This is a genomic window from Cobetia sp. BL01 (assembly GCF_056493605.1).
This window is the reverse complement of the sequence record NZ_JBVBEE010000003.1, coordinates 494,060-516,617: the sequence shown is the minus strand read 5'-3', so window position 1 is coordinate 516,617 and position 22,558 is coordinate 494,060. Positions and strand designations below refer to the sequence as shown.

General features: G+C 62.9%; 21 protein-coding genes. 7 read left to right on the top strand and 14 right to left on the bottom strand.

Annotated features, from left to right (window positions below; genetic code table 11):
• Window positions 1-54: 54 nt before the first annotated feature.
• The 4 genes from ACZYGA_RS08550 to trxA all read right to left on the bottom strand — a co-directional run bounded on the left by ACZYGA_RS08550 (window position 55) and on the right by trxA (window position 4,106).
• A complete protein-coding gene (locus ACZYGA_RS08550) occupies window positions 55-969 on the bottom strand; it encodes a TIGR03571 family LLM class oxidoreductase (protein ID WP_404627396.1) in 915 nt (304 codons plus the stop codon).
• A gap of 108 nt (window positions 970-1,077) precedes the next feature.
• Window positions 1,078-2,259, bottom strand: a complete 1,182-nt coding sequence (locus ACZYGA_RS08545; protein WP_404627398.1) for an MFS transporter — start codon at window positions 2,257-2,259, stop codon at window positions 1,078-1,080.
• Between the two features lie 212 nt (window positions 2,260-2,471).
• The gene (locus ACZYGA_RS08540; RefSeq protein WP_404627400.1) at window positions 2,472-3,590 is read right to left on the bottom strand and encodes an L-dopachrome tautomerase-related protein; all 1,119 of its coding nucleotides are present in this window, start codon (window positions 3,588-3,590) and stop codon (window positions 2,472-2,474) included.
• Between the two features lie 192 nt (window positions 3,591-3,782).
• A complete protein-coding gene (gene trxA / locus ACZYGA_RS08535; protein ID WP_077375765.1) occupies window positions 3,783-4,106 on the bottom strand; it encodes a thioredoxin in 324 nt (107 codons plus the stop codon).
• Window positions 4,107-4,480: 374 nt separating this feature from the next.
• Between trxA and ACZYGA_RS08530 the strand changes: the two genes are divergently transcribed.
• The 4 genes from ACZYGA_RS08530 (at window position 4,481) to chrA (ending at window position 8,838) form a co-directional block, all read left to right on the top strand.
• Window positions 4,481-4,930, top strand: a complete 450-nt coding sequence (locus ACZYGA_RS08530; RefSeq protein WP_404627402.1) for an ArsR family transcriptional regulator — start codon at window positions 4,481-4,483, stop codon at window positions 4,928-4,930.
• A gap of 104 nt (window positions 4,931-5,034) precedes the next feature.
• The gene (locus ACZYGA_RS08525) at window positions 5,035-6,138 is read left to right on the top strand and encodes an ArsJ-associated glyceraldehyde-3-phosphate dehydrogenase (protein ID WP_404627404.1); all 1,104 of its coding nucleotides are present in this window, start codon (window positions 5,035-5,037) and stop codon (window positions 6,136-6,138) included.
• 1 nt (window position 6,139) lies between these two features.
• Window positions 6,140-7,459 carry an organoarsenical effux MFS transporter ArsJ gene (gene arsJ / locus ACZYGA_RS08520; protein ID WP_404627406.1) on the top strand — a complete coding sequence of 440 codons (1,320 nt, stop codon included), beginning with the start codon at window positions 6,140-6,142 and terminating at the stop codon, window positions 7,457-7,459.
• Between the two features lie 170 nt (window positions 7,460-7,629).
• The gene (gene chrA / locus ACZYGA_RS08515) at window positions 7,630-8,838 is read left to right on the top strand and encodes a chromate efflux transporter (protein WP_479398866.1); all 1,209 of its coding nucleotides are present in this window, start codon (window positions 7,630-7,632) and stop codon (window positions 8,836-8,838) included.
• A gap of 92 nt (window positions 8,839-8,930) precedes the next feature.
• On the opposite strand, the gene ACZYGA_RS08510 is transcribed toward chrA, so the two are convergent.
• The 7 genes from ACZYGA_RS08510 to ACZYGA_RS08480 all read right to left on the bottom strand — a co-directional run bounded on the left by ACZYGA_RS08510 (window position 8,931) and on the right by ACZYGA_RS08480 (window position 16,001).
• A complete protein-coding gene (locus ACZYGA_RS08510) occupies window positions 8,931-10,199 on the bottom strand; it encodes a GAK system CofD-like protein (protein ID WP_404627410.1) in 1,269 nt (422 codons plus the stop codon).
• Between the two features lie 91 nt (window positions 10,200-10,290).
• On the bottom strand, window positions 10,291-10,992 hold the full coding sequence (locus ACZYGA_RS08505) for an HAD family hydrolase (protein ID WP_479398864.1): 702 nt from the start codon (window positions 10,990-10,992) through the stop codon (window positions 10,291-10,293).
• A gap of 7 nt (window positions 10,993-10,999) precedes the next feature.
• Complete coding sequence (locus ACZYGA_RS08500; RefSeq protein ID WP_404627413.1) at window positions 11,000-12,199, bottom strand: ABC transporter ATP-binding protein; 1,200 nt, start codon at window positions 12,197-12,199, stop codon at window positions 11,000-11,002.
• A complete protein-coding gene (locus ACZYGA_RS08495; RefSeq protein WP_404627415.1) occupies window positions 12,199-13,164 on the bottom strand; it encodes an ABC transporter permease in 966 nt (321 codons plus the stop codon). Before ACZYGA_RS08495 ends, ACZYGA_RS08500 begins: the two co-directional genes overlap by 1 nt.
• A complete protein-coding gene (locus ACZYGA_RS08490; protein ID WP_404627417.1) occupies window positions 13,148-13,999 on the bottom strand; it encodes an ABC transporter permease in 852 nt (283 codons plus the stop codon). The genes ACZYGA_RS08495 and ACZYGA_RS08490 overlap by 17 nt, the downstream gene beginning before the upstream one ends.
• Window positions 13,996-14,820, bottom strand: coding sequence for an alkaline phosphatase family protein (locus tag ACZYGA_RS08485; protein WP_404627419.1), 825 nt, complete (start codon window positions 14,818-14,820; stop codon window positions 13,996-13,998). Before ACZYGA_RS08485 ends, ACZYGA_RS08490 begins: the two co-directional genes overlap by 4 nt.
• Before the next feature lie 92 nt (window positions 14,821-14,912).
• The gene (locus ACZYGA_RS08480) at window positions 14,913-16,001 is read right to left on the bottom strand and encodes an ABC transporter substrate-binding protein (protein ID WP_404627420.1); all 1,089 of its coding nucleotides are present in this window, start codon (window positions 15,999-16,001) and stop codon (window positions 14,913-14,915) included.
• A gap of 574 nt (window positions 16,002-16,575) precedes the next feature.
• Between ACZYGA_RS08480 and ACZYGA_RS08475 the strand changes: the two genes are divergently transcribed.
• On the top strand, window positions 16,576-17,346 hold the full coding sequence (locus ACZYGA_RS08475) for a UTRA domain-containing protein (protein WP_404627422.1): 771 nt from the start codon (window positions 16,576-16,578) through the stop codon (window positions 17,344-17,346).
• A gap of 195 nt (window positions 17,347-17,541) precedes the next feature.
• On the opposite strand, the gene ACZYGA_RS08470 is transcribed toward ACZYGA_RS08475, so the two are convergent.
• From ACZYGA_RS08470 to ACZYGA_RS08460, 3 genes are all read right to left on the bottom strand, one after another.
• On the bottom strand, window positions 17,542-18,894 hold the full coding sequence (locus tag ACZYGA_RS08470) for an MFS transporter (RefSeq protein WP_271302459.1): 1,353 nt from the start codon (window positions 18,892-18,894) through the stop codon (window positions 17,542-17,544).
• A gap of 175 nt (window positions 18,895-19,069) precedes the next feature.
• Complete coding sequence (locus ACZYGA_RS08465) at window positions 19,070-19,564, bottom strand: NYN domain-containing protein (RefSeq protein ID WP_404627424.1); 495 nt, start codon at window positions 19,562-19,564, stop codon at window positions 19,070-19,072.
• Window positions 19,565-19,966: 402 nt separating this feature from the next.
• A complete protein-coding gene (locus tag ACZYGA_RS08460) occupies window positions 19,967-20,401 on the bottom strand; it encodes a hypothetical protein (protein ID WP_479398863.1) in 435 nt (144 codons plus the stop codon).
• 18 nt (window positions 20,402-20,419) lie between these two features.
• Between ACZYGA_RS08460 and ACZYGA_RS08455 the strand changes: the two genes are divergently transcribed.
• Complete coding sequence (locus tag ACZYGA_RS08455) at window positions 20,420-21,490, top strand: NAD(P)-dependent alcohol dehydrogenase (protein ID WP_077375804.1); 1,071 nt, start codon at window positions 20,420-20,422, stop codon at window positions 21,488-21,490.
• A gap of 150 nt (window positions 21,491-21,640) precedes the next feature.
• Window positions 21,641-22,504 (top strand): PA4780 family RIO1-like protein kinase, encoded by an 864-nt coding sequence (locus ACZYGA_RS08450; RefSeq protein WP_084208521.1) that lies wholly within the window; start codon window positions 21,641-21,643, stop codon window positions 22,502-22,504.
• The last annotated feature ends 54 nt before the right edge of the window (window positions 22,505-22,558 follow it).

The window sequence follows — 22,558 nt, the reverse complement described above, 5'->3', positions numbered from 1 at the left end:
AATGGTGAATCCTTTCCGCCATGGCGGGGACAGGTCAGTGCGACCCGTCAGCCCTCATGAAAAGTGCGGCAGCACCTCACGGCCCAGTTCCTCGAGGGTTTCCGTGAGCGGGCGGCAATTGCGACGCAGGTGGAAGCCGATGTGATTCACCCCGGCATCCTGCATGGCCGACAGTTCTTCCATGAGGGCAAGGCGGCCACTCGACAACCCGAAGCGGTGACGACGCACCGGGGCGTGCGGGTCGTCTTCCAGATTGAGGTGGATGAAACTGACGTAGGGCTTGTCGCCGGCGACCTGACGCCAGAGCGCCACGCGGCAGATGTGATCCTGTGGCGTGCCCGGGTAGGCCAGCCAGCCGTCCATCTCGCGACCGATCCACTCGGGCGTCTGCTGAGAGAGCCCGGCGCTCAACAGCGGCGGACGCGTCGCGGTAGGCAGGATGGCCTGACCGTCGCTCAGGGCGTCGTCCGCTTGGCCCTTGATGACGTCCACCGCGTGGCGGAAGGTGGCACCGCGGGTGGTGAACTCCTCACCGAACAGCGGGTATTCCGCCGGTCGGTCGCCACTGGCGACACCCAGCAGCAGGCGGTCTCCGCTCAGGGCCTGCACGCTGGCGGCGGCCTTTCTCATCAGCCACGGCTGGCGCAGTGGCAGCACCGCGGCGGCGGTGCCCAGTAGCAGGTTGTCGGTGTGACTGGCCAGATAGCCCAGATAGGTGAACAGCTCGAAGACCTGACCGGCGTCGCCGAAGGCGGGGTCGAACAGCGGCACGTCACGCAGCCAGGCGGCGCGGAAGCCGAGCCTGTCGACCTTGCCGATCAGCTCGGCATGGGCGCGCATGTCAGGGACGCCGAAGGGTGTGGAGGGGGCTCTGTCAGTCCGCACCCAGTCATTGTCCAGGGGCAGTTCGACGCCGAGGGTCAGGGGGCCCTGGGTGAGGCGATCCAGCGGGCGGGTCGGAGAGATCATGGTGGACTCCTTCAGCAAGCAGGTGTGCAGACGACGGTGCCCCCGAGCCAGCAGGCTGAGCTGTCGGAATCGGGAGCACGTCGTGGTGGCGGTAGGCTGCGGGGCGGATCAGGCGGTCGCGATGGAAGACGCGTGACGCTTGTCGAGGCGGCCAGCCAGCAGGGTCAGCAGCAGGGCGGCGGTGACGATCAGCGCGCCGATCCAGGCGGTGTCGGTCAGTGCCATTCTGGAGACCACCTGGCCACCGACGATGGAGCCCAGCGCGATGCCGATGTTGAAGGCGGCGATGTTGAGGCCGGAGGCCACGTCAACGGCCTGCGGCACGAAGCGTTCGGCCTGCTGCACGACGTAGACCTGCAGTCCCGGCACGTTGCCGAAGGCGAAGGCACCCCAGATCAGGATGGTGATCACGGCCGTGATCGGGTTGGCGGCAGTGAAGGTCAGCACGCCGAGGATGACGATCAGGCCACCGAAGATCAGGGGCAGGGCGCGAATCGGGCCCATGCGGTCAGCCAGCTTGCCGCCCTGGATGTTGCCGATGGCCACCGAGACGCCGTAGACCAGCATGATCAGACTGATGGCGCCTTCATTGAAGCCACTGACGTCCTGCAGCAGCGGGGCCAGATAGGTGAAGGCTGTGAAGGTGCCGCCGTAGCCGAGAATGGTGATCAGGTAGACCAGCAGCAGGCGCGGATGGGTCAGCACCTTGAGCTGTTGGGCGAAGGTGGCCGGTACGTTCTTCTTGAGATTGTTGGGCACCAGAATGGCGCTGCCGATCAATGCCAGCACGCCGAGCACCGAGACCACGAGGAAGGTGGCGCGCCAGCCGAAGTGCTGACCGATCCAGGTGCCCAGCGGCACGCCGGTGACCAGTGCCACGGTCAGGCCGGTGAACATGATGGCGATCGCACTGGCTTCCTTGTCCTTGCTCACCAGGCTTGTCGCGATGGTGGAGCCGATGGAGAAGAACACCCCGTGGGCGAGGCCGGTCAGGATACGCGCCGTGATCAGCGAGCTGTAGCTTGGTGCCTGCCAGGCCAGCAGGTTGCCGGCGATGAACAGCGCCATCAGTCCCAGCAGCACCAGCTTGCGATTGAAGCGGCCGGTCAGGGCGGTCAGCACGGGGGCGCCGATGGCGACACCGACGGCATATAGGCTGACCAGCAGGCCAGCGGAAGGCAGAGAGACGCTCAGATCCTGAGCGATGGTGGGCACCAGTCCGACGATCACGAATTCGGTGGTCCCGATGGCAAAGGCGCTCAACGTCAGCGCCAGCAGGGCAAGAGGCATGGCAGTTCTCCATCAGCAATGGGTGGGTCTTGGATGCTGTGCAGTCTGCCGTGGTTGAGTTTTGCGATAAACGGAGTGATTCGCAAAAGACCTTTGTGATTATTGTAAATATGCGCGTGTGGACATGGCTCCCGCCGTTCAGGGGACCAACACGACAACGCCCGCACTCCACTGAAGGAGCACGGGCGTTGTCGTGTCGAGAGGCTGCTGGCTCAGTCGTCCGTCGGCCAGACCTTGTAGATATGGTAGGGCGGCTGACCCTCGTCCTCTCCGCCTGCGAAGGGCGGCGTGCTGTCCAGCTGATTGACGGTGACATACAGCCAGCCGTCAGCGGCCATGCGCACGCCATCCGGCCAGTCGAGGCGCTCGTCGCGGACCAGCGGCGTCAGTTTGCCGTCCGCCCCCAGCACATCCAGCCCATGCTGATTGAGGTTGGTGAAGTAGTGGATGCCCCCGGCGGTATCCGCACCGTCCGAGATGGGCTTGTCGCCGACGCGCGTGATGGCGGCGGCAATGGTGTCGTGATCGGCACCTTCACGCAGCAGTCTGGCCGGGACGCTGTACCAGCTGTGGCCGGTCATGGCACCGAAGAAGACCGTCTCGCCGTCATCGGACAGGGTGATCGGGTCGACGCCCACCTTGGCAGGCTTGCCATTGAACGGGATGTCACGGCCATCGATCTTCAGGGTGGCGTCTGGCTCGGCTTGCACTGCGGCGTGCTGGCTGAATCGGGACGCCTCGCCGGAGGCCAGATCGACGGTGATCAGGCCCGGGTTGGCGATATCGGCCAGATACGCCACGCCGCGACTGCGATCCACTGCCAGGTCCTGCACGAAGCTGCCTTCGGGGGCGATATCAGTGGGCAGGGTCAGCTTGGTGATCAGCTTGCCCGAGGCAATGTCGAAGCCCCACAGGCGGGTCTTGCCCAGATGCAGGCCCATGTCGGTGATCCAAAGGCCTCCCTGGCCGTCCTGATAGATGCCCAGCGGGGAGTCGATGGTGGCGTCGCTGTAGCGGCCGGCGTGGGTCTGGAAGGCGGGTGAGGGCCAGGCACGATAGCTGTTCTGGCCGGTTATCTCGACCAGCTGCACGTCGTGATCGCCATCCATCGGGTGGATGGTCGCGAAGACTCGTCCAGCGGGTGTCACGGCGACGTTGCCGGGACGTATCTGCATCACGGCCACCGAGCGCATCTCACCGTAGGCCGGGCCGGGTTTGAGGGATGAGGTGGTGGCGGGCAGGGTGGAATGGCCGGTGGCGCAGCCCGTCAGCAGGCCTGAGAGCAGGGCGAACACGCCCAGATATCGGGTCGAACGGACGGCGTTGTGCATCAATGCTTCCTTGTATGGTGAGGCGGTTGTGTCGGTCGTCTTCAGCGTCTCGTTTCGGGAGACGGCATGTTTCATCGCCTACAATTATCAATGAAATCAAACAGGTAAGGTAACGCAAGTCACAGTGCTGTCCAAAAAAAACGCCCTGCGAGAGGGCGTTTTCGAGGCCGGGAAGATCCGGCGCTGATGTGATCAGGCGTGACGCGCGATCATGGCATCGAAGTTTTCCTTCGGCTGCACGCCGGTCAGGGCTTCGATCTTCTCGCCGGACTTGAACAGGGCGATGGTCGGCAGGCCGCGGACGCCATTCTGCGCGGCGAGATCCGGTGCATCGTCGACATTGATGGCAACGACCTTGAGGGCGTCACCCTGTTCTTCGGCGATGGATTCGACGATCGGGTCGAGCATCTTGCACGGGCCGCACCACGGCGCCCAGAACTTCACCAGCACCGGCTGCTCGCTCTCGATGACTTCCTGGGTGTAGTTGCTGTCTACCACTTGCGCAAAATCAGCCATTTGACTCTCCTGTGCATCCCTGAGGATGCGTGATTCAGATTGGCACCGCACGTGCCGGATGGGCACACACTAACGCCCCGGGACTTTCGTTCGCAAGCGCATTCTCCCATGTCAGCAGAAACATATGCGTGCCGATCAAGCAACAGTGGAGGCTTGCGGCGACCGCTGGCGAGGAGGATTTTCCGCCTGTCTTCTCTTCTCTTCCGTTCTGATACCGAACGAGCCCAGCGAGTGACGCCAGCGTGTGACATGCACGCCGTCACGCGCCTGACATGAGAATGTCACTTGATATATGGAAAAACGTATATATGATTTTCCATATATCAGATCGTCACCGATCTCGCGTCTCTCGCACTCTGCCCAAGGAAGCTGTCATGAAGTCGTCAAGTCGCGATGCGGCGCTGGAGGATGGCGCTGCCGCTTCCCTGACCCCGTTGGGGATATTCAAATGTCTGGCCGAAGATACCCGCTTGACCATCATGCAATTGCTGAGCGAGACGGGAGAATTGTGTGTCTGCGAGCTGATCTGGCTGCTGGAGCGGCGTGAGCAGGACATGCCGGCACACGAGACGCCCCACGCAGGTGGAGAGCGCCCCGGCATCTCGCAGCCCAAGGTCTCCCGCCATCTCGCACAGCTGCGCGACTGCGGACTCCTGAGCAGCGAGCGACGCGGCCAGTGGGTGTATTACCGGCTGAGCCCCGCCATGCAGGGCTGGCGGCACGCGATCCTGATGGCGGCCTGCGAGGCACAGCAGGAGGAGGTGGCGCGCTGGCGTCAGTGGCTGGTGGCCATGCCCAATCGTCCCGAGCGCTGCGCCGAATGACGCGCTTGCCCCTATCCATCGCAGGCAGGCAGGCGTCTGCCCAGCCCCCCGCCTGAAACACGTCACACCCCTGATCCTACATTGACCCTCACGAGGAAATTACGATGCCTGCTCATGAGGCTCCGTCCTACAGCGCTTCACTGACGCTGCCCGCTGGTCTGCCACCTCTGCGAATCGGTATCAATGGCTTCGGCCGTATCGGTCGGCTTGCGCTGCGCGCGCTGTGGAAGCTGCGCGAGGATGTCGCACTGGACGTGGTACGCATCAATGACCCGGGTGGCGATGCCGCAACTTTCGCCCATCTGCTGGAATTCGATTCCGTACATGGCCAGTGGTCGCCGGGCGTGGGAATCACCAGTGACGATGAGAGCATCATCATCGATGGTCAGCGCACGACGTTCTCCAGCCAGCGTGAGATCAGTGACACCGACTGGTCGGGCTGCGATGTGGTAATCGAGGCCTCCGGCAAGAAGAAGAGCACCGAGGTGCTCAATGCCTATCTTGAACAGGGCGTGGCGCGTGTCGTGGTCTCCGCGCCGGTCAAGGAAGCGGGCGTACTCAATATCGTCATGGGCGTGAACGATCATCTCTATGATGCCCAGACGCATCGCATCGTGACGGCGGCCAGCTGTACCACCAACTGCCTGGCGCCGGTGATCAAGGTGATCCAGTCGCAGTTCGGCATTCGCCATGGCTCCATGACCACCGTGCACGACATCACCAATACCCAGACGATTCTGGATGCGCCGCACAAGGATCTGCGCCGTGCGCGGGCCTGCGGCATGAGCCTGATTCCGACGACCACCGGCTCCGCCAAGGCGATCAGCGCCATCTTCCCGGAGCTGGAAGGCCGCCTGAACGGCCACGCCATTCGCGTGCCGCTGGCCAATGCCTCTCTCACCGACATGGTGTTCGAGCTCGATCGCGAAGTGACGGTGGAGGAGGTCAATCAGGCGCTGCAAACTGCGGCAAAAGGCGAGCTTTCCGGGGTGCTGGGGTATGAGACACGCCCGCTGGTGTCGATCGATTTCCGTACCGATTCCCGCTCCAGCATCATCGATGCGCTCTCGACCATGGTGGTCGCGGGGACCCAGCTCAAGCTGTACGCCTGGTACGACAACGAATGGGGCTACGCCAATCGCACCGCGGAACTGGCACTGAAAGTCGGCCTGGGTGATCTGGCCGACCCCAGCACACAGGAGCGCTGACATGCTTGCCCGCCTGCGAGAGCTGCCCCATGAGGTGCGCCAGTACCTGCTGGTGACCGGCAACTATTGGGCCTTCACGCTGACTGATGGCGCGCTGCGCATGCTGGTGGTGCTGCACTTCCACTCGCTGGGCTATTCGGCGCTGGACGTGGCGATGCTGTTCCTGTTCTACGAGGCCTTCGGTGTCGTCACCAATCTGGTCGGCGGCTGGCTCGGGGCACGGCTCGGCCTCAATCGCACCATGAATGCGGGGCTTGCGATGCAGCTGGTGGCGCTCGGCATGCTGCTGGTGCCGGAACCCATGCTGACGGTCATCTGGGTGATGATCGCCCAGGCGTTGTCGGGCATCGCCAAGGACCTCAACAAGATGAGCGCCAAGAGCGCCATCAAGGTGCTGGTGCCCAAGGGGCAGCCGGTAGAGGAATCGCAGAGCGCGCTGTATCGCTGGGTCGCGTTGCTCACCGGCTCCAAGAATGCACTCAAGGGACTGGGCTTCTTCCTGGGCGGGGCGGCGCTCAGTCTCATCGGCTTCCAGGGCACCGTCATGGCCATGTGGCTGATGCTGGCAGGCGTGCTGGTGCTGTCACTGCGCAAGCTGTCGGCATCACTGGGGCAGAGCAAGGCCAGTCGCAAGCCGGCATTCCGTGAGATGTTCTCGACCTCGCGGGCGGTCAATGTACTCTCGGCGGCTCGACTGTGCCTGTTCTCGGCACGTGACGTCTGGTTCGTGGTGGCCTTGCCGGTCTATCTGGCCGAGGTGCATGGCTGGCATTTCTGGACGGTCGGTGTGCTCATGGCCGCCTGGGTGATCGGCTATGGCGGTGTCCAGACCCAGGCGCCACGCATCACCGGTCCGTTCTCACGCCGCTTGAACGGCGCCACCGGCGTCCGCTGGATCACGGTGTCGCTGGCGGCCGGCCTGGCACTGCTGCCGGCGCTGATGGCCAGCCTGCCGCTGGATGCGCCTCAGGCGGCCGATATCAGTGGTGCCATCCTGTTGGGGTTGGCGCCACTGGAATGGTTGATCATCGGCCTGTTGGTGTTCGGGGCCGTCTTTGCGGTCAATTCCAGCTGGCACAGCTATCTGATCGTGCGCTTCGCGCGCAGTGAAGGCGTGTCGATGGATGTCGGTTTCTATTACATGGCCAATGCCATGGGGCGTCTGCTGGGCACGCTGCTGTCCGGTTGGCTCTATCAGGCCTATGGGCTGGAAGCCTGCCTGTGGTGGTCGGCCGGATTGGTGGCGGCGAGTGCCGTGATGGCCTTAGCCTTGCCGCAGGTGTCACACGCAACGTCCGATTCGCCTGCCGGCAGTACCTAAGTACCTAAGTACCTGAGTACCTGAGTACCTTGCAAGGTGTCGCCTGAGGGATCACTTCCTGATCCCCCGACGCCTGTCCATGCACCCAGCGCCACCTTCTACAGAGACGCCACATGTCATCCAGTCACGATCGTGTTTCAACCAGGCAGGCGCCGCACGAGGCCGACGGTGTGACCGCCGTATCCTCTCGCGAGCGATATCGGGACGTGCTGCTCACGTTCCTCACGCTAGGGCTGACCAGCTTCGGCGGGCCGATCGCGCACCTGGGCTACTTCCACGCGGAGCTGGTCCGCCGGCGCGGCTGGCTGGGTGACACGGCCTACGCCGAGCTGGTCGCGCTGTGCCAGTTCCTGCCGGGGCCGGCCAGCAGTCAGGTCGGCTTTGCACTGGGCATGGTGCGTGGTGGCGGGGTGATGGGTGGGGTGATTGCCTGGGTTGGCTTCACCTTGCCCTCTGCGCTGGCACTGCTGGCATTGGCGCTGGTGGCGGCCAGCCTCGAAGGGCCACTGGCTTCCGGGGTGTTCCACGCTTTGAAGCTGGTGGCGGTGGCGGTCGTTGCCCAGGCGATCTGGGGCATGGCGCGCACGCTGTGCCCGGACCGACGGCGCGCCGGGCTGGCGCTGTTGGCCATGCTAGGCCTGGCGCTGGCGCAGGCCGCCTGGACGCAGGTCGGAGTGATCGCGATGGGTGCAGTGCTCGGCAGCCTGCTGTGTCGTGATGACAGTGCGGCCCTTGTTCGCCAGCAGGCGGGAGCAGCGGGGCTGTCGCTGCCGGTCTCGACGCGCCTGGCTCGCGCCTGTCTGATCGCCTTCTTCGCGCTGTTGATCGCGCTGCCGCTGCTGGCCTCCGGCAGTCTGGTCGAGATCTTCTACCGTGCCGGGGCGCTGGTATTCGGGGGCGGGCATGTGGTGCTGCCGCTGCTGGAGGCCTCCACCGTCGAGACGGGGCGTATCGCGGCCGATACCTTCCTCACCGGCTATGGGGCCGCGCAGGCGGTGCCCGGGCCACTGTTCACCTTCGCCGCCTGGCTGGGAGCGGGCATGGCCCAGGTGGGCGGGGATTCGGCAGTGCTCGGTGCCATCATTGCGCTGTTGAGTCTCTTCCTGCCGGGGATTCTGCTGTTGATCGGCGTGGCCCCCCTGTGGGGGCGCCTGCGTGCACGGCCCGCAGCACGCGCTGCGCTCGCGGGCGCCAATGCGGCGGTCGTTGGAGTGCTGGGCATGGCGCTGTATGACCCCTTGTGGACTACCAGTGTGCTGAGCCGTCTGGACGTCGTCATCGCGCTGGCGGCCTTCATCGCGCTGACCCGCTTCGCGCTGGCTCCTTGGAAGCTGGTGCTGGCGATGGTGATTCTCGGGGCGGTACGTGGGGTGATGTAAGCCTGGCCTCTCGTTCAGAGCACAGCCTAGAAAACGAACGCCCCCGTCTGCAAGCTGGCAGGCGGGGGCGTTCTGTTCATACGAGGCGGTCGTCACACCAGTGACAGCAGGGCGGTGACCAGCAGTTCGTTGTCGTAGTAGGGCGCGCTCTGCTCGCTGATCAGGCGAGTGTCGATCACGGTCAGTCCCATGCGCTCCAGCGCGGGGACAGAGACGCCGCCGGGGTAGTCGCCACGCTGACTGTCCAGCAGCACGATGTTGAGCAGATGCTCGTTGGGACAGTCGTTGCGCGAGACATCCAGGTCCGCACACAGGGTGTCGATCAGGGTCGTGACCAGTTGCTCGAGTGTCTTGCCGGTCTGCTCCGGGTCCGGACTGCAGTTGGGGATGTAGACCTTGGGACAGGGGTTGGCCAGTATCGCGCGTCCCACCCCGCAGGGCAGCAGGTTGGCGATGACGCTGGAGTAGAAACTGCCCGGCGGAAAGCAGATCAGTTCCGCGGAATCGATCAGCTGGCGGTTGTTGAGGTGCAGCGCAGGCCGCACGGGCACGATGGCACCGCCGTCATTGTGCGTGTCTCGCTCTGTGGTGCTGTCCGTCGTATTGTCCTTCGCACTGGCCTTCGCGCTGGCCTCGACCAGCTGAATGCGCGCGATCGGGCTCTCCAGTGGCGCGACTTCCTTGCCGGTGATCTGGTGCTGGCCGATGATTCTGCGCCCATCTTCCAGGGTGACGGCCAGATGGCAGTCGGCATTGATGATGGCGCGCACCGTCCCGCGTACATGCACCAGCTTGGAGAACAGGAAGATGATCTGGTCGAGCTGCTCATGATGGTTCAGGTAGCCGCCGGCGATGATCAGATTGCCGATGCTGGCGCCGCGCAGATCGAAGCCTGCCGGCATGGCCTCGATCAGAAAGCCCAGCTGATGACAGATGAGCGTGCGCATGGGCTCCGCCACGGCCATGCTGAGCGGATGACGGCCCGCCGCCAGTTCCCGCAGAGTGGCCTGCAGCATCTCCGGGCGTGCTTCGGCAGGCAGACGGTGCGTGAACAACCGGTAGATCTCCGGGTGCCCCAGCACGCTGTCATCGGCCAGCGCCATCAGGCGTGAGCGAAGGTCGCCGATGGCCGGCATCGAGAAGGCGTCACGCAGCTTGGCGGAGCTGCCACCGGAATCGAAGGGCGTCACCAGATGGATGCTGTGATGGGTATAGCGCGTCAGGGTGCGCGAGATGCCCGTCAGCGCCGTGCCGCCGCTGAAGAACAGCACACGGGGGCCGACCTCCGGTGCCTTGTGATAACGCCTGACGCGTAATGGATCCGGGACCCTTGCGGTCCGACTGACCCTGACCTCTGCCATGTTACGGCTTCCTTTGCCTTTCGTCTTGGGCATAGAGTGCCTTTTTTTGCGTCAGTCGTCGCCTGTTTCGGGAGTGAAAGCGCTCAGTCCCTCAGTCGTAACCTTGCCAACGCAGGCGCGGCCAGTGGCGCTGCGTGGCGATGGCTTCCAGGGTCGGGTCGGCACAGACGGCATGCGGGTGATCGACGAACTCCAGCAACGCCAGATCATTGCATGAATCTGAATAGCCCCAGGTGGGGAGGCTGTGCCCATCGGGGCCGAGATGCTCTGCCAGCCAGTGCGTCAAGGCCGTAAGCTTGCCATCGCGGAAGGTACGGATGCCCTGGGCGCGTCCCGTGTAGCAGCCATCCTTGACCTCCAGGCGAGTCGCCAGCGCGGCATCCAATGCCAGTCGCTCTGCCAGCGGTGCCACCAGCTGGGCTGTCGAGGCTGAGATGATCACGACCTGATGGCCCTGATCACGATGCCAGGCGATGCGCTCGCGACCCTCACGGTAGAGGCGCGGCAGCAGTTCGGTATCGAGGAAGGTGCCCACCTCGGCCTCGACTTCACTGACGGTGCGACCGGCCAGCGGGGAGAGCAGATGGCTCAGGTGCGCTTCCATGTCGAGTCGGCCCGCGGCGTAGTCTGCCATCTGTTGCGTCCAGATGGCGCGGTATCGCTCGGGGTCCGTGATCCAGCCCAGCTGGATCAGCCACTCGGTCCACAGCCCCGTGGCGTCGCCATCCAGCATGGTGTCATCGAGATCGAAGATGGCCAGCCCGCGCACTTCCCCCCCAGGCACTTCACTCATGTGCATTTCACCCATTTGCCACCCGTGATCTGTCGCCAGTGTCGTGCGTGCCCAGCGCCTGGATTTCGTCGAGATCGGCATGCACCTGCACGCGTAGATGGTCGGGCAGCAGCTGGCGGGCACTGCGGTTGAGCACATCGACGTTGAGACGCAGTCCCTGACAATCCACCTCGTAGCGCACGATGTTGCCCAGCAATTGATGGCGCAGGATGACGCCGGGCAGCGCTGGCCCCACATTGGCCGGCAATGGCTGGAGCGGGAAGTCGAGACCAGCCTCCAGGTGCCCGGGGAGGAGGGGGCGTGTCATCTCATCCGGCTGCAGATAGAGCGCCTCCGGCCGCAATGCGACCTGCGGGCTATCGCACAGGTAGCCGAGCAGGGGGCGGGCAAGCTCGCTGCCGATCAGATTGTAATGGCCCATGAAGCCTGCGGCCGTGGCGTCTACCGGTCGGGTGTAGAGCGATGCTGCGTTGCCCTGCTGGAGAATGCTGCCCTGATGCATCAGGAAGATGCGATCCGAGAGCAGCAAGGCCTCTTCCTGATCGTGGGTGACGAACAGGGTGGTGAGGCCGAGACTCTTCTGGATGTCGCGAATCTGATCGCGCAGATGACGGCGGATGCGCGCATCCAGCGCCGAGAGCGGCTCATCGAGCAGCAGGATCTGGGGCTCGACCACCAGCGCGCGCGCCAGTGCCACGCGTTGTCGCTGGCCACCGGACAGCTGATGTGGATAGCGCTGTGCCTGGTCGGTCAGCTCCACCAGTCGCAGCACTTCCGTGACGCGGCGCTCGCGCTCCTCGGGGCGCACCTTCTTCATGCGCAGGCCGAAGGCGACGTTGTCCGCCACGCGCATGTTGGGGAACAGCGCATAGTGCTGGAAGACCATGCCGATGCCGCGCCGCTGGGGCGGCAGACGGGTGATGTCGTGACCATCGACGATGATCTCGCCGCTGTCCACGTCGTTGAGCCCGGCAATGGCGCGCAGCAGGGTGGATTTTCCGCAGCCAGAGGGCCCGAGTAGGGTGATGAACTCGCCACGGGCGATCTCGGCATCGATGTCGGAGAACACGCGCGCCTTGCCGAAACGCTTGGCCAGGCCCTTGAGCGTCAGGTACTGCTGGTCGGCGGCCTGTTCACGCAACGCGCTTGTCAGCAAACCATCGGTGTCGTGGCGAGAGTGGGTCTGCGGGATATCGGTGGCAAGCATCAGCGGTGCCCTCGTGAATCGGTACGGGAATGGGGGGCGGCAGGGCCAGCTTTCGCGGGCGTGGCGGGGAGACCTTCCGTCATGGCGGTGGCCAGCGCCTCCTCGGGGTCATCTTCCGGCATCGCCTGCTCGGCGGGCTGGCGGTTGCCCAGCCAGGTGAGAATCAGGGTGAACACGAACAGCGTGATGACCAGCGCACTGGTGAAGTGGCCGCTGGCCCCGCGAATGTTGTTCAGGTAGACCTGCAGCGTCTCGAAACGGGTGCCGACCAGCATGTTGGCGAACACGAATTCACCGGCCAGAAACGAGAAGGCCAGGAAGACGGCGATCTGGATGCCGACCCGGATATTGGGCAGGATCACCTGGAAGAAGGCCTGCAGCGGGCTGGCGCCCAGCAACTGGGCGGCTTCCATCAGCGATGCCACATCCAGCGCTCGCAGGCTGTTGGCCAGCGCTCGGTACATGAAGGGCAGCACGATGGTGAAATAGGTGGGAATCAGGATCCAGGGCGTGCCGATGATCGGCAGTGGGCCGCCGGCATACAGCTGCAGCAGACCGACCGAGGACACGATGGGTGGCACGGCGAAGGGCAGCAGGATCAGGCCATTCATCCAGCCATCCAGGCGCGGATAGCGGGTATGGGCCAGGAAGACCACCGGCACGATCAACAGCAGTGACAGGATCAGGGCGCCGACGGCGACCAGCAGGGAGCGCCCGAATGCGGCGAGAAAGCGGGGGGTGGTCCACAGCTCCAGAAACCACTTCACCGTCAGGCCATCGGGCGTGAGGCTGGCGCCCCACCGGGTGGCAAGGGCGTAGAACAGCGTGGCCACCAGCGGCAGTGCCAGCAGCGTGAAGACGCTGCCCACCACCACGCTGTAGGGATTGAGCCCGCGCAGACGCGCCATCAGGCTGGGCAGCAGCGGCTTGCCATGGCGATACGGCAGTTCAGCGGGAAGTGACATGGTAGCTCCTACGCATGAGCCACTGCTGGATCAGCGTGACGATGACGAGAATGACCACCAGTACCATCGCCAGTGCGCTGGCCAGTTCCGGCTGCAGGAAGAGGTCGCCGGAGACCAGATTGGCGATGCGGATGGTCATCAGGTTGTAGCTGGTGTTCACCAGCGCATAGACGGTGGCATAGGCGCCCATGGCATTGGCGAACAGTACGGTGAGCGTGCCAGCCAGCGACGGCCAGAGCACGGGCAGGCCGATGTGATGCCAGTAGGTCAGACGGTTGGCGCCGAGCAGGCTGGCGGCTTCGCGCCACTCGCCCTTGAGCGTGCTGAAGGCCGGGTAGAGCAGCAGGATGCCCAGCGGGATCTGGAACCAGGTGTAGATGACGATCAGGCCGGTGCGTGAATAGAGATTGAAGTCATCGATGATGCCCAGGCGCTCCAGCATCAAGGTCAGCATGCCGTTGGCCCCCATCAGGATGATGAAGGCGAAGGCCAGCGGCACGCCGGCGAAGTTGCTGGTCATGTTGGTGAAGGCGATCATCGCGCGCGTCAGGCCCGGCCCGCAGCGGTGCATGCTGTGACAGGTCACGGCGGCGATCGCCAGTCCCAGCACGCTGGACATCAGCGAGATCTCGAGACTGCGGCCGATGGCCTGGCGGAAGAAGGGGGAGGTGGCGATTTCCTGAAAATTGGCCAGCCCCCAGCCTGCGGGGGTCTTGAAGGCGCTGATCATCACCCAGATCAGCGGGGCGATCTGGAAGGCGAAGAAGAGGATGGCGAAGGGCAGCAGCCACATCGCGGGGCTGGTCAGCACTCGCCTGAGGAATGTCGGCATCATGCGTCCCCTCCAGGGCCTGCCAGCAGGGATGTGTTGCTGGCCTTGTCGTGCTCCAGTCCCAGCACGCTAGCCAGAGTGCCGCAGAGCTCGCGCTGGCGAAGGTTGCGGGCGGGGCTGCGGGCGAAGGCGCTGCCGAAGGTCCAGAGCGGCACACGGCGCTCTTCTTCGAGAAGGCCGGAATGTGAGCGGTCGGCGTTCATGCCGTGATCGGCGGTGACCATCACCTGATAGCCAGCCTCCAGCCAGCAGGGCAGGTAGTCGGCCAAGGCGACATCGGCATGACGCGCCGCATTGCGATATTGCGCGGACTCACCGCCGTGGCGGTGGCCGGCGTCATCGATGTTCATGCTGTGCACCAGCAGGAAGTCCGGGTCGTGACGCAGTCTCAGCATCTCGGCATCGCTGAAGACGTGGTCGTCCGGGTAGTGATCCTGCCAGTAGAAGATGCCCGCCTGGATGGCGGATTCGGGATTGTCTAGCAGCCGGTGTCTGGCCGGCACGAAGGGGGCGGCGACGTAGAGTTCGCTGACCCAGTGATAGGCGGCTGCCGCGGTGCGTCGCCCCTGCTGACTGGCGAGGTCGAACAGGCTCACGCCACGCGAGCGTCGCACGATGCCATTGGTGACGATGCCGGAGTCGACGGGCAGATCACCGGTCAACAGGCACTCATAGAGCGGTCGCGACATCGCTGGCAGTTCGCACTCCAGCGACTGGTACTGCCCGCGACCGGTCTCGACCAAGGCGCTCAGATAGCCCATGGCATGCCGACCCACGGCATGGTTGAGGCCATCGAGTACGACAAGAATGACACGCTGGGACATGAAGACTCCGTGAAGCTCAAGACGGCACCGTGTGGACGGTGCCGTCTGTCAGGATTGTGCGCGCTCTATCCGCTCTGGACAGAGGCCGGGGGTCACTGCTGGTGGATCAGTACCTGGGACTGCCACTGACGCGGCAGCTGTCGGGCACTGGCTTCCCAGCCGGCGAAGTCCTGTACCGGGCGGGCATTGGCGTACTGCTCGTTGGGCAGCAGCTTGGCGGCGATGTCTTCCGGTAGGGTCAGGTGCTCGGCGCGGATCGGGCGTGCGTAACCTGCCGCCAGGTTCAGCTGGCCGGCATCTGACAGGATGTACTCACGCGCCAGCTTGGCGGCGTTCGGGTGAGCGGCATGCTTGTTGATGATGGTGGCGTAGCCCGAGGTGACGGAGGCATCCGAGGGGATGACCACCTCGAAGGTGTCGCGGTTGATCTGATCGCGATAGTTGAGCGCGTTGAAGTCCCACAGCAGTGCGACCTCCACCTCGCCCTTCTCCAGGTTGGCGATGCTCGGCTCGGCCAGTGACAGGCGTCCCTGGCGGGCCAGTTCGGCGAACACTTCCAGACCCGGCGTCAGGTCTGACTCGCTGCCGCCATTGGCGAAGGCTGCGGCCAGGATGGCGTTGTTGGCCTGGGAGGCCTTGCCGACCGCGCCGACGGAGACCTTGTAATCGCCATTGGAGAGATCCGCGAAGGAAGCGGGGCGCTGATCTTCACTGACGAGTGTCTTGTTGATCATCAGGGAGATGGTGCCGGTGTAGCCCAGCATCCACTCGCCATCTTCATCCTTGGCCCAGTCGGGGATCTCGTCCCAGGTGGTCGGCTTGTAGGCTTGAGTCACCCCCTGCTTGACCGCGATGGGGCCGAAGGCGAAGCCCACGTCACCGATATCTGCCGTGGCGTTCTTGCCTTCGGCTTTGAACTTGGCGACTTCCTCGGCGGAGCTCATGTCGGTATCGCTGTGCGCGATGGAATACTTCGACTCGAGGTCTGCCCAGGTGTCCTTCCAGTTGGCCCAGCTGTCCGGCATGCCGACGCTGTCGACGCGGCCTTCTGCCTGGGCGGCCTTGAGCAGTGCGTCCGGCACTTCAGCGGCACTGACGGAGGCGCTGCTCAGCAGGGTGGCCATGAGGGCCGAGACCATCAGACCGGCGGTACGGGGCGAGGTAGCGGTGAACGACTTCAATGACAATCCTCCCAGACGGGGTAATCAACGGATGCGAGAGTGCATTCCTGGCCAGCGAGTCGCCGAGGCGAGCAGGCAGGCGAGATGGGGTCAAAGCTGGTTCTTGTCCTGCGCAGTCTTCCCTGAGACTTGCCACCTCAATTTCTGTGGTCTAGTTCAGTATCGGGGCTGACATGACTTTACGCAGCGGTTGTGACAGTCGCGTGTCGTCACTATGTCAGTGTCGTGATGTCAGTGTCGTGGCAATGAGCCATCAGCCATCAGCGCTACATGTTTTGACGCAACGCTGCGTGGTGCCGGCTGATTTTCTGACAATTACCTGCATGAAAGCGTGTCCCGGTGATAGGCATCCGCCTCGGATTCTCACGCGCATCACACAGGATGGCCTTGCGCTGTCACCGGATCGTCATGCCTGTGTCATGGTGCTCGGCGAGCGTGGGCTGATTCGCCTGGCGACGTCTACACTAGACCACAGCGATCGCGATTCTCGGGCCTTGTCATGATGGACACCTTGGATGACATGCAAGTGACTCGCCAGAAATCGCTCTCTTTCGTTATCTTTCAGGAACTTCGCATGCCTTCATCATCGATCGAGCCCACAGGTGACGACGCAACTTCCCTGACGCGCACGGCGGATTTGCCCGTCACCGGGCTCAAGGGCAGGCTGCTGAACCATCTTGAGGCAGCGCCGCTGCATGCCTCGCAGCGTCTGCCGTCTGAGCGTGAGATGATCGAGCGGTTCGGCACCACGCGAGTCACCTTGCGAGATGCCTTGCTGCAGCTGGAAGCGGAAGGGCGAATCTATCGCGAGAACCGCCGCGGCTGGTTCGTCTCGCCGCCGCGCCTCAGGTATGACCTGCTGGCATGTCTGCCTTTTCACGAGATGGTGCAGTCGCAGCAGCGGGTCGCTTCCACCGAGGTGCTGTCCGCTCAGGAAGTTCCCGCTGATGAGGTGATCGCCCAGCGTCTGGAAATTGCACGGGGTGCCGGGGTCTATCGCATCACGCGAGTGCGGCGCATCGATGGCCGGCGGGTGCTGCATGTCTGTCATCACCTGCGACGCGACTGCTTCCCGGGCATTCTCGATTTCGACCTCTCGGTGCATTCGCTGACGACGCTCTACCTTCACCAGTACGCCATTCGCATCCGGCGCGTGAGCTTCGAGCTGGCCTCCAGCGTGTTCGACGCCGAGACGGCCGTCGCCCTGAATGCGGCACCGGGTAGTCCGGCGCAGCGCATCACGCGGATCAACTTCGATCAGAATGGCCGCGCAGTGGACTGCGATGATGAACACTGGCGTCATGATGCCATCGAGTTGACGTTATCCGCCGCACCACAACGCTAGAGGGCAATCTGGGGACACACGCCACCAGTCTCCGGGAATTTCCTTCAACTCGACGAAAACGCCCGCAAGTCCTCCTCTGACGGGAAGGCTTGCGGGCGTTGTGGTAATGGCCTCATCCAGTAGCGATCTGGGCGTGACATCAGTGGGTGCGTGGCAATCCTGCGAGGCTTGTGGGTTCAGTTGACAGCTTCCGGCTCATGCCGTCGGCAGAGGTGCAGATTTACTGGAAGCAGGGGGCTTCGACATGTCGGCAAGGGAAATGCCACTCGTCTCAGGCAGTCTGAGACCACCGATCAAGGCGACTCCAGCTATCGCGATCAAGTACCAGGCGGGTGCCAGATGGTTGCCGCTCAAGTCGATAAGCCAAGTGGCAACCAGCGGTGCGGTGCCGCCGAAGATCGTATAGGCCACGTTATAGCTGAGTGCCGAAGCGGTATAGCGCACACGAGTGGGAAACTGTTCCGAGAGCAGCGAGGCGGTAACCACGCCGCACAAGACTGCGCCGACTGCCATCAATGACGCACCGAGCATCGAGGCCCACAAGGTGCCGCTGGCAGCGAGTGAATACGCGGGAAAGACGGCAATGGCGAGGCTGGCGCAAGCGGTGATGATCGTATTACGCCTACCGACCAGATCCGAGTAGTAGCCAGCCACAGGGCATAACAGAGCTGCCATCATGAGAGCACCGAGGCTGGCCAGCAGGGCGGTCTGGCGCGAGGCTCCTCCTGCCACCTGCATGTAGGTCGCGAAATAGGTGCTGAACATGTAGAACGACAGCGCGGTGGCAGAGATGAATGCCATCAAGCTGATGATGGTACTGCCGTGGATTGTCAGCGTTTCCATGAGCGGAGCGCTGGTGGCGTTGTGCTCTTGCTGGACCAAACGGAAGGCAGGTGAGTCATCCAGCTTGAGACGCATGTACAAGCCGATCAGGCCCAATGGCGCGGCGATCAGGAAGGGGACACGCCAGCCCCATTCCTGCATGGTCGCTTCCGATACCAGGCTGTTCAGGCCAAGTCCGAGCGCTGCGGCTGTCGCGAAGGCGCTGAAGGTAGAGACGGGGATGAAGCTTCCATACCATCCGCGCTTGTCATCGGGCGCGTGCTCCATCACGAAGGCGCACGCACCGGCATATTCACCGCCTGCCGAGAAACCTTGGGCACAGCGAGCCAGGGTCAACAATAGCGGTGCCAGCAAGCCGATACTCTGATAGGTCGGCAGCAGACCGATCAAGGCGGTGGCGCTTGCCATCATGATGATGGTGATGGCCAGTACATTCTTGCGACCGATGCGATCCCCCAGAGTGCCGAAGAAGATGCCGCCTAGTGGGCGCAGTGCAAAGGAGACGGCAAAGACGGCAAAGGTCTGGATCAGAGCGAGGGTTGGATCGCCTTGCGGGAAGAAATGTTGCGAGATGATCACTGCCATGAAGCCGTAGATGGCAAAGTCGAACCATTCGATGAAATTGCCGATGGTAGAAGCAGCAAGGACACGCCGGAGCGTGGCAGGTGATACCGCACTGCTGTCAGACATGTTGTTGTTATTCATCAGAGGACTCCGCGAAGGTTAGGCCCACCGTAAGGCCTTCTCGAAGAGGGCATCATCTGGCGTGGGGCCTGGATCCTTCATCCTGCGCAACTCTATCTCTCTCGAGCGTGTTGAATGCGACATCATTAATGTTTGATACGACAGAAGGTCATCTTCTGGCAGTTGACGCGAGGTTTCAGCGCATCAGCAGCGTGTCATCTATCTCGCGGAAGTGATCAGCGCTGCGCATCAGGGCAAGGGCAGTGAGTGCCTCAACGCCGTAGACACGCGTCGTGACGGCATGGCGCGCTGCCACATGCTCCAGCAGCAGGGCGAAGTCACCATCGCCGGAGGCGAGGATGATCTCGTCGACGCTGGGGGCGGCTTCCATCACATCGATCGTGATGCCGACATCCCAGTCACCCTTGGCTGAGCCATCTCCTCGCTGGATGAAGGGTTTGAGCTTGACCTCGAACCCTATCTCACGCAGGCGTTGCTGGAATTGCTGCTGCTTGGGGTCACCACGGTCAATCGCATAGGCGTAGGCATGCGTGATGCTGCCCAGGGATTCCAGCTCGGCCCACAGTCGGCGGTAATCGAATTGCCGGCCAAAGGTGTCGCGGGTGGTGTAATAGATATTCTGGACATCGATGAAGACGGCGAGGCGCTTGGGCGAGTTGGATGTCGGCAAGGACGGTTGGATTGCGGGCGTGGGAGAGTTCGACATTGGCTGTCACAGGGACCGGAAGGCTGAATGATGTGCCTGAAACAGAGCAGGCAGGTACTGGAGGCGCGTGCTACGTGGGAGTCGTTCAGGTGTCGCGGGATGACTCAGGCATTGCGCCTGGCTCCGACGATGAGTGCTGTGCTGCTGACACCATGCAAGGAGAGCGGATCTGTCTTTCTCTGACCTGTCTGCTCTGATCTGTCTACCCTGACCTGTCTGGTGCTATCAGTTGAAAGCAGAGCTGTTCCAGGTCGCGCCATCTCGAGAGGAGGGCAGAGACCGGCCGCTGCCAATCATGGCGAGCAGCGGCTGGCGATCTTATGACAGCTTGCCACGATCAGGCCAAGTCTGGGCCTGATGGAAGCATCAGTTGCCGGCAGCGGGATTGGAGGGCTTGGTCGGCTTGTGGCCGATGATCTGACCGCTGACGCCGGATTCAATCACTTCAACCTTGCCGCCACGATCGAGGAAGGCTTGCATCTGGGCTTCCAGCGAGGCGGATGTTTCAACAGCAGCGGGTGCTTTCTTCTTGGCAGCAGTACGAGTGTTGGCCATGCGGGACTCCGTTCCGAGACGTGAGGGGTGGAAGAGCATGATAACACGACTGCGTTTTTCCTGCTTGATCGCGTCAGAAGTAATTAAGAAGTGGTGATTTCGCTGCGTGATATGTTCGTGATGTCGTGAGACGACAGCAGCGCTGTTGCGATCACACCAACACAGAGATGCCAGAAGACAGGGAGTCAGGGCGTTGAAAAGTGATCCAGGCGGCGACATCTCCTTCTTCACGTTGATATTTTTCATGATGCAAGGAGAGCTGGCATGGCGAACACCTTTGACGGCAACACCCGAAGCTACGCACTCAAGTCCGATTCCGCCGATCTGGCGCCATGGAATTTCGAGCGCCGTCAGCCGCGCCCGGATGATGTGGCCATCGAGATTCTGTATTGCGGTGTCTGTCATTCGGACCTGCACGTCGGTCGCAATGACTGGGGCTTCACCCAGTACCCCATCGTGCCGGGCCACGAGATCGTCGGGCGAGTCACCCAGGTCGGCGATGATGTCAGCCAGTACAAGGTGGGTGACATGGTCGGTGTCGGCTGCATGGTAGATTCCTGCCGTGAGTGCAGCGCCTGTCACGAGGGGCTCGAGCAATATTGCCTCGAGGGCATGACCATGACCTACGGCAGCCCGGATCGCCACGATGGCAGCCTTACGCAAGGCGGCTATTCCGACAGGATCGTCGTCAGCGAGCGCTTCGTGGTGTCCATTCCTGACAAGCTGGACCCGGCGGTGGCCGCGCCGCTGCTGTGTGCCGGTGTCACGACCTATTCTCCGCTGCGCCACTATGGCGTGAAGTCCGGCGACAAGGTCGGCGTGATCGGCATGGGTGGCCTGGGCCACATGGGGATCAAGTTCGCCAAGGCGATGGGCTGTGAAGTCACCCTGTTCACGCGTAGTGAAGCCAAGGTGGCGGAAGCGCGCGAGAATGGCGTCGATCACGTCATCGTGTCCAGCGACGATGAGCAGATGGCCGCCGCGACCGAAACCTTCGATTTCCTGCTCGATACGGTACCGGTGCCGCACGATCTCAACCCCTACCTCAATACCCTGAAGTACGACGGTACCCATATTCTCGTCGGGCTGGTGCAGGAGGTGGATCCCGCACTGCAGGGCGGCAATCTGGTCATGAAGCGTCGTGTGCTGGCGGGCTCGCTGATCGGCGGCATGCCGGAGACCCAGGAAGTGCTCGATTACTGTGCCGAGCATGACATCACCTGCGATATCGAGATGATCGACATCCAGAATATCAACGAGGCGTGGGAGCGCATGCAGCAGGGCAAGGTGAAATACCGCTTTGTCATCGACATGCAGAGCTTGAAGAACGCCTGACACCTGTCGTCATACCATGCCAAGTCTGGTGTGGTGGCATGAAAAAAGCCCCCGGTATCCTTCTGGATGTCGGGGGCTTTCGCGTCTGTCATGTCACAAAATTGTGATGGGGTGATTCCCGATCGAGGCGAAAACGCGTATAAGAACGCGATGAAAACGCCAAAGAGAATCCAGCCGCTCATAGATGACGGACTGGTCGATGAAGTGCTTCGCCCCTTGATGAGTGGCAAGGAAGCCTCGGTCTACGTGGTGCGCTGCGGAGAAGAGATTCGCTGCGCCAAGGTCTACAAGGATGCTGCCCAGCGCAGCTTCAAGCAGGCCGTGCTCTACCAGGAAGGCCGCAAGGTACGCAACAGCCGTCGTCAGCGGGCGATGGAGAAGGGCTCCGGTTTCGGACGCGACCAGCAGGAAGCCGCCTGGCAGAACGCCGAGGTGGATGCCCTCTATCGTCTGGCCGATGCCGGTGTGCGCGTGCCTCAGCCATACGGCTGCTTTGACGGTGTGCTGCTGATGGAGCTGGTCACCGACGACGATGGCAATGTGGCACCGCGCCTCAATGATGTCTCGATGTCGGCGGAACAGGCGCGTGAAGACCACGCCTTGATGATGCATTACATCGTTCGCATGTTGCATGCCGGCCTGGTGCACGGGGATCTGTCCGAGTTCAATGTGCTGGTCGATGACTACGGCCCGGTGATCATCGATCTTCCGCAGGCGGTGGACGCAGCGGCCAACAACAATGCCAAGAGCATGTTGGCGCGCGATGTCGCCAACATCACTGCCTACTACGCGATGTTCGCTCCGGAACTTGCCCAGACTCGCTACGCTGATGAGATATGGGCATTGTTCGAGGCCGGTGACATGGACCCGGATGTCGAGCTGACGGGTCTCTTCGAGGATGACCCCGAGGCACCGGACGTGGATGCGCTGCTCGAGAACATCATGGCCGCCATGGAAGAGGAGCAGGAACGCAAGGCGCGTCTGAAGAGTGCCGAAGACGGCGATGATGACTAGACGCTGAACGGGTGGAGCGCCGGGCATCAGGCCCGGTGATGATGCCTTGAGACA

What these genes read in the sequence shown, in the direction of transcription:
- ACZYGA_RS08550 (WP_404627396.1), bottom strand. Translation starts at nt 969, where the DNA reads ATGATCTCTCCGACCCGCCCGCTGGATCGCCTCACCCAGGGCCCCCTG.
- ACZYGA_RS08545 (WP_404627398.1), bottom strand. Translation starts at nt 2,259, where the DNA reads ATGCCTCTTGCCCTGCTGGCGCTGACGTTGAGCGCCTTTGCCATCGGG.
- ACZYGA_RS08540 (WP_404627400.1), bottom strand. Translation starts at nt 3,590, where the DNA reads ATGCACAACGCCGTCCGTTCGACCCGATATCTGGGCGTGTTCGCCCTG.
- trxA (WP_077375765.1), bottom strand. Translation starts at nt 4,106, where the DNA reads ATGGCTGATTTTGCGCAAGTGGTAGACAGCAACTACACCCAGGAAGTC.
- ACZYGA_RS08530 (WP_404627402.1), top strand. Translation starts at nt 4,481, where the DNA reads ATGAAGTCGTCAAGTCGCGATGCGGCGCTGGAGGATGGCGCTGCCGCT.
- ACZYGA_RS08525 (WP_404627404.1), top strand. Translation starts at nt 5,035, where the DNA reads ATGCCTGCTCATGAGGCTCCGTCCTACAGCGCTTCACTGACGCTGCCC.
- arsJ (WP_404627406.1), top strand. Translation starts at nt 6,140, where the DNA reads ATGCTTGCCCGCCTGCGAGAGCTGCCCCATGAGGTGCGCCAGTACCTG.
- ACZYGA_RS08510 (WP_404627410.1), bottom strand. Translation starts at nt 10,199, where the DNA reads ATGGCAGAGGTCAGGGTCAGTCGGACCGCAAGGGTCCCGGATCCATTA.
- ACZYGA_RS08505 (WP_479398864.1), bottom strand. Translation starts at nt 10,992, where the DNA reads ATGAGTGAAGTGCCTGGGGGGGAAGTGCGCGGGCTGGCCATCTTCGAT.
- ACZYGA_RS08500 (WP_404627413.1), bottom strand. Translation starts at nt 12,199, where the DNA reads ATGCTTGCCACCGATATCCCGCAGACCCACTCTCGCCACGACACCGAT.
- ACZYGA_RS08495 (WP_404627415.1), bottom strand. Translation starts at nt 13,164, where the DNA reads ATGTCACTTCCCGCTGAACTGCCGTATCGCCATGGCAAGCCGCTGCTG.
- ACZYGA_RS08490 (WP_404627417.1), bottom strand. Translation starts at nt 13,999, where the DNA reads ATGATGCCGACATTCCTCAGGCGAGTGCTGACCAGCCCCGCGATGTGG.
- ACZYGA_RS08485 (WP_404627419.1), bottom strand. Translation starts at nt 14,820, where the DNA reads ATGTCCCAGCGTGTCATTCTTGTCGTACTCGATGGCCTCAACCATGCC.
- ACZYGA_RS08475 (WP_404627422.1), top strand. Translation starts at nt 16,576, where the DNA reads ATGCCTTCATCATCGATCGAGCCCACAGGTGACGACGCAACTTCCCTG.
- ACZYGA_RS08470 (WP_271302459.1), bottom strand. Translation starts at nt 18,894, where the DNA reads ATGAATAACAACAACATGTCTGACAGCAGTGCGGTATCACCTGCCACG.
- ACZYGA_RS08460 (WP_479398863.1), bottom strand. Translation starts at nt 20,401, where the DNA reads ATGAAAAATATCAACGTGAAGAAGGAGATGTCGCCGCCTGGATCACTT.
- ACZYGA_RS08455 (WP_077375804.1), top strand. Translation starts at nt 20,420, where the DNA reads ATGGCGAACACCTTTGACGGCAACACCCGAAGCTACGCACTCAAGTCC.
- ACZYGA_RS08450 (WP_084208521.1), top strand. Translation starts at nt 21,641, where the DNA reads ATGAAAACGCCAAAGAGAATCCAGCCGCTCATAGATGACGGACTGGTC.